We start from the raw sequence: 12043 nt of genomic DNA, 5'->3' as shown, positions 1-12043 counted from the left end.
AACGGGGTGGCCGCTGTCCCGCGGTCGGCAACGGCGCCGAGCGCCCTCCACCGGTACCCGTACCGGTGTCCGCCGTGCCAGAAAGGGACCCCGTGACCTCACGCCCCGCTCCCAAGATCCAGCTCGACCGGCTCCGCGCCGAAGTGGAGCGCCGCAACCCGGCCGAGCCCGAGTTCCACCAGGCCGCGCGTGAGGTGCTGGAGACGCTCGCTCCGGTGCTGACCGCCCGGCCCGAGTACGCGGTGCCCGGCCTCGTGGAGCGGCTCGTGGAGCCGGAGCGGCAGATCATGTTCCGGGTGCCCTGGCAGGACGACGCCGGTCAGGTGCACGTGAACCGCGGCTTCCGCATCGAGTTCAACAGCGCCCTCGGCCCCTACAAGGGCGGCCTGCGCTTCCACCCCTCGGTGAACCTCGGCATCATCAAGTTCCTCGGCTTCGAGCAGATCTTCAAGAACGCCCTCACCGGGCTCGGCATCGGCGGCGGCAAGGGCGGCAGCGACTTCGACCCGCAGGGCCGCAGCGACGCCGAGGTCATGCGCTTCTGCCAGTCCTTCATGACCGAGCTGTACCGGCACATCGGCGAGTACACCGACATCCCCGCCGGTGACATCGGCGTCGGCGCCCGCGAGATCGGCTACCTCTTCGGCCAGTACCGGCGGATCACCAACCGCTGGGAGGGCGGCGTCCTGACCGGCAAGAGCGCCGGCTGGGGCGGCTCGCTGATCCGCCCGGAGGCCACCGGGTACGGCAACGTGCTGTTCGCCGAGGCCATGCTGCGCGCCCGCGGCGAGGACCTCGAGGGACAGACCGCCGTCGTCTCCGGCTCCGGCAACGTGGCGATCTACACCATCCAGAAGCTGGCCGCCCTCGGCGCCAACCCCGTCACCTGCTCCGACTCCAGCGGCTACGTCATCGACGACAAGGGCATCGACGTGGAGCTGCTGCGCCAGATCAAGGAGGTCGAGCGCGGCCGGGTGAGCACCTACGCCGAGCGCCGGGGCACCTCCGCGCGGTTCGTGCCCGGCGGGCGGGTGTGGGACGTCCCGGCGGACGTCGCGCTGCCGTCGGCCACCCAGAACGAGCTGAACGCGGACGACGCCGCCGCCCTGATCCGCAACGGCGTGAAGGCGGTCTCCGAGGGCGCGAACATGCCCACCACGCCCGAGGCCGTCGACCTGCTCCAGCAGGCCGGTGTCGCCTTCGGCCCCGGCAAGGCGGCCAACGCGGGCGGCGTCGCCGTCAGCGCGCTGGAGATGACGCAGAACGCGTCGCGCACCTCCTGGAAGGCCGACCAGGTCGAGCACGAGCTGGCCCGCATCATGACCGACATCCACACCACCTGCGCCGAGACCGCCGAGCGCTACGGCGCCCCCGGCGACTACGTGACCGGCGCGAACATCGCCGGTTTCGAGCGGGTGGCGGACGCGATGCTCGCGCAGGGCGTCATCTGACGCCCGGGTGAACGCGCCCCCCGGCACCGCACGGGCACGGGCGGCGCGTTCCGGGACGATCGGCGTGACGGCCGGCGGGACGGTCGCGGTGGCCCCGTCGGGGGCCGCCCGGTCTCCGGCGGCCGGGCGCGCCCGGGGAGGGCATCAGCCCGACGGCTCGGCGACCTCCTGCGTCCCGACCACCGTCAGCAGATCCAGCAGCCCCGCGCTGTCCGTCCCGACGGCCGGGGTGAACCAGAGCAGCCGCTGACGCCCGTCCTCGCTGAACAGGTGCAGACAGTTGACCTCGATCGGACCGAGCACGGGGTGGACGAGCCGTTTCCGGTCGTCCCGCCGGACGGCCACGTCGTGCGCGGCCCACAGCGCGGCGAACTCCGGTGAGACGTCGAGCAGCGTACGGATCATCGACCCGGCCTCGGGGTCCCTGGCGTCCCTCCGCGCGGCGGCGGCCCGAAGATCCGCGACGAACGAGCGGGACTGCCTCTCGTGGTCGGCCTCCGGATACAGCTCCCGGGCCGCGGGCTCGGTGAACCACCGGTGGACGAAGCTGGCCCGGGGACCCCGCAGACCGGACTGGTCCCCGAGCAGCGCCACCGCGAGCGGATTCTGCACGAGGGTGACGTGCAGGTCGGTGATCACCTGCGCCGGTGTCGAGGTCAGCCGGCCGAGGAGGTCCAGCATGCCGGGGTGGACGTGCGAGGCGGGCCCACCGTGCACGGGCACCGGACGGTCCGCCAGACGGTACAGGTAGTCACGCTCGTCGGCGCTCAGCCGCAGCGCCCTCGCCAGCGCGGCGATCATCTGCTCGGACGGCTGGGACCCGGCCCCGCGCTCCAGTTCGTTGTAGTAGTCCACCGAAGCCCCGGCGAGCTGGGCCACCTCCTCGCGCCGCAGTCCGGGCACCCGGCGCCTGGGTCCGGCCGGAAGGCCGACGTCGGCCGGGCGGATGCGCTCCCGCCGCGAACGCAGGAACGTCCCCAGCTCGGCGTACTTCGCAGCGCTCATGGCGTCCATTGTGCGCAGTCCGGGCCGGCGACCCAGGGGATGACATCCCCTGGATGGGCCGGCACCCGCCGCGCATCGTGGAGGCATGACCACGCATCAGCATCAGGACCAGCACCAGGACGCCTCGGTACCCGCAGCCGTACGCGTCGCCGTCGTCACCGGCGGATCGCGCGGCATCGGCCGGGCGGTCGCGCACAAGCTCGCCGGGGACGGCCTGGCCGTCGTCGTGAGCTACGCCCGCCACGCGGCCGCCGCGGAGGAGACCGTGGCAGCGATCACCGGGGCCGGCGGACGGGCGGTCGCCGTACGGGCCGACGTGGCGGAGGAGAAGGAGGTCGCCGCGCTGTTCGACCGGGCGGAGGCGGAGTTCGGCGGCGTCGACGTGGTCGTGAACGCGGCCGGACGGATGGAGCTGTCGCCCGTCGCCGGCCTGGACCTTGCGGTACTCGACGCCCTGCACCGCACCAACATCCGGGGCGCCTTCGTGGTCGCCCAGCAGGCGGCCAGGCGGCTGCGCGCGGGGGGTTCGCTCGTGGCGTTCTCGAGCTCCGTGGTCGGTACGCAGTTCCCGGCGTACGGGGCGTACGCGGCGAGCAAGGGCGCCGTGGAGGCGATGACGCTCATCCTGGCGCGCGAGCTGCGCGGACGGGACGTCACGGTGAACACCGTGGCGCCCGGCCCGACGGCCACGGACATGTTCCTCACGGGCAAGACCCCCGAGCAGATCGACCGGCTGGCCATGACGCCGCCGCTGGAGCGACTGGGCACGCCGGACGACATCGCCTCCGTGGTCGCCTTCCTCGTCAGCTCCCCCGGGCACTGGGTCAACGGCCAGGTCCTGCGCGCCAACGGCGGCATGGTCTGACGGCGGCGCGGCTGCACGACGGCTGACCCACCGACATCCCCCGACAGGAGACATCCATGCCTTTCGCCCAGTTCAAGGTCCCCGCGGGCACCCTCAGCGCCGCGGACAAGAGGAAGCTCGTCGAGCGCACCACCGACCTCTACGCGGAGATATACGGGGAACGGGCCCGCCCCACCACCGTCGTCCTCGTCGACGAGGTCCCCGACGGTGGCTGGGGCGTCGCCGGCGACGTCCTCACGGCCGCGATGCTGAACGGCACCACCGCCTGACCGGCCCGCAGGCCGCGGACCCGCGTCCGGCCCGCCGCCACGTCGTCACGGCGTGGGGAGGCCGGCCGGACGGGCCGGCCTCCCGAAGCGGGCGGGGACGCCGGGGGAGTACAGCACGCTCACCGGCTCCCCGGCCGGCGCGGGTAGCCCGGCCGCGGTGACCAGGTCCTCCGCGCACTCCACCAGCTCGGCCCGGTGCAGCGCCCAGCGGGGATGCGCGTTGGGCAGGTACATCGACCGCCCGAAGAACGCGCCGTGCATGCCCCAGCGCGCGGTGAGGAAGTGCTCCAGCGCGGTCGGCTCCCCGACCGGCTCGCCCCGGCGCACGGTCAGCCGGCTGCCCGCCCCGCGCGGACCCGGCCACCGCCGGGAACTCGTGTACCGCACCGTGGCGCCGTCGAGGTGCTCGACGCGCATCCGGGACCAGACGTACGGCATCCCGAAGCCGAGGCGGCCGACCGCCACCGGGATCAGCCGGGAGGCGTCCAGGGAGAGGAAGACGACCCCGCGCCGCCCGTGCGCGTCCACCGAGTACAGGCGCACGTTGGTCTCGGGGAAGTTCCCCAGGTACGGCACCCCCGGCAGGCGCAGCCAGCCCACCCGGTGCATCCGGAAGGCGACGAGACCCACGTAGGTGACCCCGTCGAAGGTGTCCGGCTCGGTGCCCGGCGGCAGCAGGGCGGCCACGTCCGCCGGATCCGCCGCCCAGTGCACGAACGTCAGGTCGAGCCACGACTGGGTGAGCAGCGGACGCGCGATCGCCTCCGGCGGGTCGGGCGTGATCGGATCCGGGAACGGCGATGTCGACGGCACCGGGCCAGTATCACGGACCGCATGGGCCGCGGCAGGGCTGTCCGGGTGGACGTGGCCGACACCACGGTGTGCCCCACATGGCCCTGGCGACCGCCCGGTGCGCGCGGGAACACTGAGGCCATGCAGAAGCTCTCCCTCGACGCCCTCGCCCGCGAACACCTGGAGCACGCCGCTGGCTCGTCCAGCGGCCGCAGCGCCACCACCGTCTACGGCGGCCACGAACACGTCCTGCGCCAGACCCTCCTCGCGCTGACCGCCGGCACGAGCCTCGCCGAGCACGACAGCCCGGGCGAGGCGACCCTGCTGGTGCTCCGCGGCCGTGTCCGCCTCACCAGCGGCGACACCGCATGGGAGGGCCGCAGCGGCGATCTCCTCACCATCCCCCCGGCCCGTCACGGTCTCCAGGCTCTGGAGGACGCGGCGGTGGTCCTCACGGTCGCGAAACGGAGCTGACCGGCGCCACCCTGTTTGATCCGCGTCACTCGGGGGGTACTCTCTTCCGCCCGATTGGCCAGGGCCCCGTCCGCTGTGGCAGACTGTCCGAGTTGCTCGGTCGAGCGTTGATGCTGCGCGCCTCCCGCCGGGAGGGCCGGAAGCGAGTCCCACAGTACTCGTCGTCCCACGCATTACATCGAAAGGTGTAGGGGCGGAAGTACGGGAATCTTCCGGGAAGCGTATGTGCGGCGTCGGCCAGGCGCCCGGTGGGCCTTTCGCCCCCGGTCCACGGTTCTGGTAAGGCCGTGTCAATCCCGCAGGGATGTTCGAACAAGGGACATCTGTGTCAGCGGGAGCGCGACACGCCCGACCGCGTGGGTCGGAGACGAGAGTGTGGAGCACCGGGCTCCAGAGCGTAAAGAGAGACAGGACTACGGAGTAGCCATGGCGGGACAGAAGATCCGCATCCGGCTCAAGGCCTACGACCACGAGGTCATCGACTCTTCGGCGAAGAAGATCGTCGAGACGGTGACTCGCACTGGTGCGTCGGTCGCGGGCCCGGTGCCGCTGCCCACTGAGAAGAACGTGTACTGCGTCATCAAGTCGCCGCACAAGTACAAGGACTCGCGCGAGCACTTCGAGATGCGCACGCACAAGCGCCTGATCGACATCCTCGACCCGACCCCCAAGACCGTTGACTCTCTGATGCGACTCGACCTCCCGGCCGGTGTCGACATCGAGATCAAGCTCTGAGGCCGGTGATCTGAAGAGATGGCAAAGCAGATCAAGGGCATCCTGGGCGAGAAGCTCGGCATGACGCAGGTGTGGGACGAGAACAACCGTGTTGTTCCGGTCACCGTCGTCAAGGCCGGCCCCAACGTCGTCACCCAGGTCCGTACGAACGACGTCGACGGCTACGAGTCGGTCCAGATCGCCTTCGGCGAGATCGACCCGCGCAAGGTGAACAAGCCCCTCAAGGGTCACTTCGCCAAGGCCGACGTCACCCCCCGTCGTCACCTCGTCGAGATCCGCACCGCGGACGCCTCCGAGTACACGCTGGGCCAGGAAGTCACCGCCGAGGTCTTCGAGTCCGGCGTGAAGGTCGACGTCACCGGCAAGAGCAAGGGCAAGGGCTTCGCCGGTGTCATGAAGCGTCACAACTTCAAGGGCCTCGGCGCCGGTCACGGCACCCAGCGCAAGCACCGCTCGCCGGGCTCCATCGGTGGCTGTGCCACCCCGGGCCGCGTGTTCAAGGGCCTCCGCATGGCGGGTCGCATGGGCAACGAGCGGGTCACCACCCAGAACCTGACCGTCCACGCCGTTGACGCGGAGAAGGGTCTGCTGCTCATCAAGGGCGCGGTTCCCGGTCCGAACGGCGGCCTCGTCCTGGTCCGCACCGCGGCCAAGGGGGCCTGAGGTAACCGATGAGCACTGTTGACATCCTTTCGCCTGCCGGCGAGAAGACCGGAAGCGTCGAGCTCCCCGCGGAGATCTTCGGCGTGGAGAAGGTCAGCATCCCGCTGATCCACCAGGTCGTCGTCGCGCAGAACGCCGCTGCCCGCCAGGGCACGCACAAGACCAAGCGTCGCGGTGAAGTCCGTGGTGGTGGCCGCAAGCCGTACCGCCAGAAGGGCACCGGCCGCGCCCGCCAGGGCTCGACCCGCGCGCCGCAGTTCGCCGGTGGTGGCGTCGTGCACGGTCCCGTGCCGCGCGACTACTCGCAGCGCACGCCCAAGAAGATGAAGGCCGCGGCCCTGCGCCACGCCCTCACCGACCGGGCGCGCAACAACCGCATCCACGTCGTCTCCGGCGTGATCGCGGGTGAGACGCCCTCCACGAAGGCCGCCCGGACGCTGTTCGGCAAGATCTCGGAGCGCAAGAACCTGCTCCTGGTCGTCGACCGCGCCGACGAGGCCGCGTGGCTGTCCGCCCGCAACCTGCCCCAGGTCCACATCCTGGAGCCGGGCCAGCTGAACACGTACGACGTAATCGTCTCGGACGACGTGGTCTTCACCCAGGCCGCTTTCGAGTCCTTCGTCGCCGGCCCGAACAAGGCCAACGACAACGAAGGGAGCGAGGTCTGATGGCTGCCCGTCACCCCTCGATCGCCTCGAAGGCCGCCAAGGCGGCCAAGGCTGCGCGCGTCGCCAAGGCGCGTCGTCACGCCGCCGAGGGCAAGAACACCGTCGTCACCCCGGCGAGCAAGGCGTACACGGACCCCCGTGACATCCTGCTGAAGCCGGTCGTGTCGGAGAAGAGCTACGCGCTGATCGACGAGAACAAGTACACGTTCCTCGTCGACCCCCACGCGAACAAGACCCAGATCAAGCAGGCCGTCCAGGCGGTCTTCGAGGTCAAGGTCACCGGGGTCAACACGATCAACCGCATCGGCAAGCGCAAGCGGACCCGTACCGGCTTCGGCCAGCGTGCGGCGACCAAGCGCGCGATCGTGACCCTCGCCGAGGGCGACCGTATCGACATCTTCGGCGGTCCGACCGCGTAAGCGGTCAGGATCGTTCGATATCGGACGAGGACTGAGAAATGGGTATCCGCAAGTACAAGCCGACGACTCCGGGCCGTCGTGGCTCCAGCGTCGCCGACTTCGTCGAGGTCACGCGGTCCACGCCGGAGAAGTCGCTGGTCCGTCCCCTGCACAGCAAGGGCGGCCGTAACAATTCCGGTCGTGTGACCGTCCGCCACCAGGGCGGTGGCCACAAGCGCGCCTACCGAGTGATCGACTTCCGTCGTCACGACAAGGACGGCGTGCCGGCGAAGGTCGCGCACATCGAGTACGACCCCAACCGCACCGCGCGCATCGCGCTCCTGCACTACGCGGACGGCGAGAAGCGCTACATCCTCGCGCCGCGTGGCCTGAACCAGGGCGACCGCGTGGAGAACGGCCCCGGGGCCGACATCAAGCCGGGCAACAACCTCGCCCTGCGCAACATCCCGGTCGGTACGACGCTGCACGCCATCGAGCTGCGTCCCGGCGGCGGCGCCAAGTTCGCCCGCTCCGCCGGCGCCTCGGTGCAGCTGCTCGCGAAGGAGGGCCAGATGGCCCACCTGCGCATGCCGTCCGGCGAGATCCGCCTGGTCGACGTCCGCTGCCGCGCCACTGTGGGCGAGGTCGGCAACGCCGAGCAGAGCAACATCAACTGGGGCAAGGCCGGCCGTAAGCGGTGGCTGGGCGTCCGCCCGACCGTCCGTGGTGTCGTCATGAACCCGGTTGACCACCCGCACGGTGGTGGTGAGGGCCGGACCTCCGGTGGTCGTCACCCCGTGTCCCCGTGGGGCAAGAAGGAAGGCCGTACTCGTTCGCCCAAGAAGGCGTCGAACAAGTACATCGTCCGCCGCCGCAAGACGAACAAGAAGCGCTAAGGACGGGTTGAGATGCCTCGTAGCTTGAAGAAGGGACCCTTCGTCGACGACCACCTGATCAAGAAGGTGGACGTCCAGAACGAAGCCGGTACCAAGAACGTCATCAAGACCTGGTCCCGTCGCTCGATGATCGTCCCGGCGATGCTGGGCCACACGATCGCGGTGCACAACGGCAAGACCCACATCCCGGTGTTTGTCACCGAGTCGATGGTCGGCCACAAGCTCGGCGAGTTCTCGCCGACCCGCACCTTCCGGGGCCACGTCAAGGACGACCGGAAGTCGAAGCGCCGCTAGTCGGCGGGGTGCAATCGACCATGACAGACACTGAAGGGACAACCATGGAAGCCAGGGCCCAGGCGCGGTACATCCGCGTCACGCCCATGAAGGCCCGCCGCGTGGTGGACCTCATCCGTGGCATGGATGCCACGGAGGCTCAGGCGGTCCTGCGTTTCGCCCCGCAGGCCGCGAGCGTGCCGGTCGGCAAGGTGCTGGACAGCGCCATCGCCAACGCCGCGCACAACTACGACCACACCGATGTCGACAGCCTCTTCATTTCCGAGGCCTACGTCGACGAGGGCCCGACCCTGAAGCGGTTCCGTCCGCGCGCCCAGGGCCGCGCCTACCGGATCCGCAAGCGGACCAGCCACATCACCGTGGTCGTCAGCAGCAAGGAAGGAACCCGGTAATGGGCCAGAAGGTTAACCCGCATGGGTTCCGGCTCGGTGTCACCACGGACTTCAAGTCCCGGTGGTACGCCGACAAGCTGTACAAGGACTACGTCAAGGAAGACGTCGCCATCCGTCGGATGATGACGTCCGGCATGGAGCGCGCCGGCATCTCCAAGGTGGAGATCGAGCGGACCCGCGACCGTGTGCGTGTGGACATCCACACCGCTCGTCCGGGCATCGTCATCGGCCGCCGCGGCGCCGAGGCCGACCGCATCCGCGGTGACCTCGAGAAGCTCACCGGCAAGCAGGTCCAGCTGAACATCCTCGAGGTCAAGAACCCCGAGACCGATGCCCAGCTGGTCGCCCAGGCCGTCGCCGAGCAGCTCTCCTCCCGCGTCTCCTTCCGCCGCGCCATGCGCAAGAGCATGCAGTCGGCGATGAAGGCGGGCGCCAAGGGCATCAAGATCCAGTGCGGTGGCCGCCTCGGTGGCGCCGAGATGTCCCGCTCGGAGTTCTACCGCGAGGGCCGTGTGCCCCTGCACACGCTCCGCGCGAACGTGGACTACGGCTTCTTCGAGGCCAAGACGACCTTCGGCCGCATCGGCGTGAAGGTCTGGATCTACAAGGGCGACGTCAAGAACATCGCCGAGGTCCGCGCCGAGAACGCCGCCGCCCGCGCCGGCAACCGTCCGGCCCGTGGTGGTTCCGACCGCCCGGCCCGCGGTGGCCGCGGTGGCGAGCGTGGCGGTCGCGGTCGCAAGCCGCAGCAGGCTCCCGCTGCCGAGGCCCCCAAGGCCGACGCTCCGGCTGCCGCTCCGGCTGAGAGCACCGGAACGGAGGCCTGACCACCATGCTGATCCCCCGTAGGGTCAAGCACCGCAAGCAGCACCACCCCAAGCGCAACGGCATGTCCAAGGGTGGCACGCAGGTTGCGTTCGGCGAGTACGGCATCCAGGCGCTGACCCCGGCGTATGTGACGAACCGCCAGATCGAAGCGGCTCGTATCGCCATGACCCGTCACATCAAGCGTGGCGGCAAGGTCTGGATCAACATCTACCCGGACCGTCCCCTGACGAAGAAGCCTGCCGAGACCCGCATGGGTTCCGGTAAGGGTTCTCCGGAGTGGTGGATCGCCAACGTCAAGCCCGGACGCGTCATGTTCGAGCTGTCGTACCCCAACGAGAAGATCGCCCGTGAGGCGCTGACTCGTGCGGCCCACAAGCTGCCGATGAAGTGCCGGATCGTCAAGCGCGAGGCAGGTGAAGCGTGATGTCGGCCGGTACCAAGGCGTCCGAGCTGCGCGAGCTGGGCAACGAGGAGCTTCTCGCGAAGCTCCGCGAGGCCAAGGAAGAGCTGTTCAACCTCCGCTTCCAGGCGGCGACCGGTCAGCTCGAGAACCACGGTCGGCTGAAGGCCGTCCGTAAGGACATCGCGCGGATCTACACCCTGATGCGCGAGCGCGAGCTGGGCATCGAAACGGTGGAGAACGCATGAGCGAGAACAACGTGACCGAGACGAACACCGAGGCGCGCGGCGACCGCAAGACCCGCGAGGGCATCGTCGTCAGCGACAAGATGGACAAGACCGTCGTCGTCGCCGTCGAGGACCGCAAGAAGCACGCGCTGTACGGCAAGGTCATCCGCAGCACGAGCAAGCTCAAGGCCCACGACGAGCAGAACGCCGCCGGCGTCGGCGACCGCGTCCTCCTGATGGAGACCCGGCCGCTGTCCGCGACGAAGCACTGGCGCATCGTCGAGATCCTCGAGAAGGCCAAGTAGGTAATTCCCGTAAGGGAGTTCCCCAGTACGTTCCTGCGAGGCACCCCTCGCAGGACAGTTCCGCCAGGCTCCGGGGGCCGTTCCTGAACGGCCCCCGGGGAACCGGCAGACAATCAGGAGATAGACGTGATCCAGCAGGAGTCGCGACTGCGCGTCGCCGACAACACTGGTGCGAAGGAAATCCTTTGCATCCGTGTGCTCGGTGGCTCCGGTCGCCGCTACGCGGGCATCGGTGACGTCATCGTCGCCACCGTCAAGGACGCGATCCCCGGTGGCAACGTGAAGAAGGGTGACGTCGTCAAGGCGGTCATCGTTCGCACCGTCAAGGAGCGCCGCCGTCCGGACGGCTCGTACATCCGCTTCGACGAGAACGCCGCCGTCATTCTGAAGAACGACGGCGACCCTCGTGGCACCCGTATCTTCGGCCCGGTCGGCCGTGAGCTGCGCGAGAAGAAGTTCATGAAGATCATCTCCCTCGCGCCGGAGGTGCTGTGAGCATGAAGATCAAGAAGGGTGACCTGGTCCAGGTCATCACCGGCAAGGACAAGGGCAAGCAGGGCAAGGTCATTGCCGCTTACCCGCGCGACGAGCGTGTCCTGGTCGAGGGTGTCAACCGGGTCAAGAAGCACACCAAGGCCGGTCCGACCGCTCGCGGTTCGCAGGCCGGCGGCATCGTGACCACCGAGGCCCCGATCCACGTCTCCAACGTCCAGCTGGTCGTGGAGAAGGACGGGAACAAGGTCGTCACGCGCGTCGGTTACCGCTTCGACGACGAAGGCAACAAGATCCGCGTTGCCAAGCGGACGGGTGAGGACATCTGATGACGACCACCACCACTCCGCGTCTGAAGACGAAGTACCGCGAGGAGATCGCGGGCAAGCTGCGCGAGCAGTTCTCCTACGAGAACGTCATGCAGGTTCCCGGCCTCGTCAAGATCGTGGTCAACATGGGTGTGGGCGACGCCGCCCGCGACTCCAAGCTGATCGAGGGCGCCATCCGCGACCTCACCACGATCACCGGTCAGAAGCCGGCCGTCACCAAGGCCCGCAAGTCCATCGCGCAGTTCAAGCTGCGTGAGGGCCAGCCGATCGGTGCCCACGTCACGCTCCGTGGCGACCGCATGTGGGAGTTCCTGGACCGCACCCTGTCGCTCGCGCTCCCGCGCATCCGCGACTTCCGCGGCCTGTCCCCCAAGCAGTTCGACGGCCGTGGCAACTACACCTTCGGTCTCACGGAGCAGGTCATGTTCCACGAGATCGACCAGGACAAGATCGACCGTGTCCGGGGTATGGACATCACCGTGGTGACCACGGCGACCAACGACGAAGAGGGCCGCGCCCTTCTCCGTCACCTCGGCTTCCCGTTCAAGGAGGCGTGAGCG

Annotated in this window: 20 protein-coding genes; 18 read left to right on the top strand and 2 right to left on the bottom strand. The window is 69.3% G+C overall.

What is annotated here, in order from left to right; all coding sequences use genetic code 11:
• Positions 1-92 precede the first annotated feature (92 nt).
• Positions 93-1451 carry an NADP-specific glutamate dehydrogenase gene (gene gdhA / locus ACZ6A9_RS03340; protein ID WP_468977222.1) on the top strand — a complete coding sequence of 453 codons (1359 nt, stop codon included), beginning with the start codon at positions 93-95 and terminating at the stop codon, positions 1449-1451.
• A gap of 144 nt (positions 1452-1595) precedes the next feature.
• Here the strand turns inward: gdhA and ACZ6A9_RS03335 are convergent, their stop codons facing one another.
• Positions 1596-2456 carry a helix-turn-helix transcriptional regulator gene (locus ACZ6A9_RS03335; RefSeq protein ID WP_468977219.1) on the bottom strand — a complete coding sequence of 287 codons (861 nt, stop codon included), beginning with the start codon at positions 2454-2456 and terminating at the stop codon, positions 1596-1598.
• An 85-nt stretch (positions 2457-2541) separates the two neighbouring features.
• Here ACZ6A9_RS03335 and ACZ6A9_RS03330 point away from each other — a divergent pair, with 85 nt between their 5' ends.
• Positions 2542-3321 carry an SDR family oxidoreductase gene (locus ACZ6A9_RS03330; RefSeq protein WP_468977213.1) on the top strand — a complete coding sequence of 260 codons (780 nt, stop codon included), beginning with the start codon at positions 2542-2544 and terminating at the stop codon, positions 3319-3321.
• Positions 3322-3377: 56 nt separating this feature from the next.
• Entirely contained in the window at positions 3378-3590 is a 213-nt protein-coding gene (locus ACZ6A9_RS03325) for a 4-oxalocrotonate tautomerase family protein (protein ID WP_468977210.1), read from the top strand.
• Between the two features lie 45 nt (positions 3591-3635).
• Here ACZ6A9_RS03325 and ACZ6A9_RS03320 read toward each other — a convergent pair whose 3' ends face one another.
• Positions 3636-4403 (bottom strand): YqjF family protein, encoded by a 768-nt coding sequence (locus tag ACZ6A9_RS03320; RefSeq protein ID WP_468977207.1) that lies wholly within the window; start codon positions 4401-4403, stop codon positions 3636-3638.
• Positions 4404-4523: 120 nt separating this feature from the next.
• On the opposite strand from ACZ6A9_RS03320, the gene ACZ6A9_RS03315 reads away from it, so the two are divergent.
• The 15 genes from ACZ6A9_RS03315 to rplE all read left to right on the top strand — a co-directional run bounded on the left by ACZ6A9_RS03315 (position 4524) and on the right by rplE (position 12040).
• Positions 4524-4856 carry a cupin domain-containing protein gene (locus ACZ6A9_RS03315; RefSeq protein ID WP_468977204.1) on the top strand — a complete coding sequence of 111 codons (333 nt, stop codon included), beginning with the start codon at positions 4524-4526 and terminating at the stop codon, positions 4854-4856.
• Positions 4857-5282: 426 nt separating this feature from the next.
• Positions 5283-5591: a 30S ribosomal protein S10 gene (rpsJ, locus tag ACZ6A9_RS03310; RefSeq protein ID WP_003948644.1), complete on the top strand. Its 309-nt coding sequence runs from the start codon at positions 5283-5285 to the stop codon at positions 5589-5591.
• Positions 5592-5609: 18 nt separating this feature from the next.
• The gene (gene rplC, locus ACZ6A9_RS03305) at positions 5610-6254 is read left to right on the top strand and encodes a 50S ribosomal protein L3 (protein WP_030046373.1); all 645 of its coding nucleotides are present in this window, start codon (positions 5610-5612) and stop codon (positions 6252-6254) included.
• 8 nt (positions 6255-6262) lie between these two features.
• Positions 6263-6922, top strand: coding sequence for a 50S ribosomal protein L4 (gene rplD, locus ACZ6A9_RS03300; protein ID WP_468977202.1), 660 nt, complete (start codon positions 6263-6265; stop codon positions 6920-6922).
• Positions 6922-7341: a 50S ribosomal protein L23 gene (gene rplW, locus ACZ6A9_RS03295; protein WP_468977199.1), complete on the top strand. Its 420-nt coding sequence runs from the start codon at positions 6922-6924 to the stop codon at positions 7339-7341. Before rplD ends, rplW begins: the two co-directional genes overlap by 1 nt.
• A 38-nt stretch (positions 7342-7379) precedes the next feature.
• Positions 7380-8216 (top strand): 50S ribosomal protein L2, encoded by an 837-nt coding sequence (gene rplB, locus ACZ6A9_RS03290; RefSeq protein WP_142193687.1) that lies wholly within the window; start codon positions 7380-7382, stop codon positions 8214-8216.
• A gap of 12 nt (positions 8217-8228) precedes the next feature.
• On the top strand, positions 8229-8510 hold the full coding sequence (rpsS, locus tag ACZ6A9_RS03285) for a 30S ribosomal protein S19 (RefSeq protein WP_003948639.1): 282 nt from the start codon (positions 8229-8231) through the stop codon (positions 8508-8510).
• Positions 8511-8554: 44 nt separating this feature from the next.
• Positions 8555-8902, top strand: a complete 348-nt coding sequence (rplV, locus tag ACZ6A9_RS03280) for a 50S ribosomal protein L22 (protein WP_006130776.1) — start codon at positions 8555-8557, stop codon at positions 8900-8902.
• Positions 8902-9729, top strand: coding sequence for a 30S ribosomal protein S3 (rpsC, locus tag ACZ6A9_RS03275; RefSeq protein WP_189558418.1), 828 nt, complete (start codon positions 8902-8904; stop codon positions 9727-9729). Before rplV ends, rpsC begins: the two co-directional genes overlap by 1 nt.
• 5 nt (positions 9730-9734) lie before the next feature.
• The gene (gene rplP / locus ACZ6A9_RS03270; protein ID WP_009190136.1) at positions 9735-10154 is read left to right on the top strand and encodes a 50S ribosomal protein L16; all 420 of its coding nucleotides are present in this window, start codon (positions 9735-9737) and stop codon (positions 10152-10154) included.
• The gene (gene rpmC, locus ACZ6A9_RS03265; protein ID WP_007494763.1) at positions 10154-10378 is read left to right on the top strand and encodes a 50S ribosomal protein L29; all 225 of its coding nucleotides are present in this window, start codon (positions 10154-10156) and stop codon (positions 10376-10378) included. The genes rplP and rpmC overlap by 1 nt, the downstream gene beginning before the upstream one ends.
• Positions 10375-10662: a 30S ribosomal protein S17 gene (gene rpsQ / locus ACZ6A9_RS03260; protein ID WP_004927263.1), complete on the top strand. Its 288-nt coding sequence runs from the start codon at positions 10375-10377 to the stop codon at positions 10660-10662. Before rpmC ends, rpsQ begins: the two co-directional genes overlap by 4 nt.
• 126 nt (positions 10663-10788) lie before the next feature.
• Positions 10789-11157, top strand: a complete 369-nt coding sequence (gene rplN, locus ACZ6A9_RS03255) for a 50S ribosomal protein L14 (protein ID WP_003998823.1) — start codon at positions 10789-10791, stop codon at positions 11155-11157.
• Between the two features lie 2 nt (positions 11158-11159).
• Entirely contained in the window at positions 11160-11483 is a 324-nt protein-coding gene (gene rplX, locus ACZ6A9_RS03250; protein ID WP_053674523.1) for a 50S ribosomal protein L24, read from the top strand.
• Entirely contained in the window at positions 11483-12040 is a 558-nt protein-coding gene (gene rplE / locus ACZ6A9_RS03245; protein WP_006130773.1) for a 50S ribosomal protein L5, read from the top strand. The genes rplX and rplE overlap by 1 nt, the downstream gene beginning before the upstream one ends.
• Positions 12041-12043 lie beyond the last annotated feature (3 nt).

This window comes from Streptomyces sp. NPDC041124 (assembly GCF_055592385.1).
Note: the sequence above shows the minus strand (reverse complement) of the source record. Positions and strands in the feature narration are given on the sequence as shown.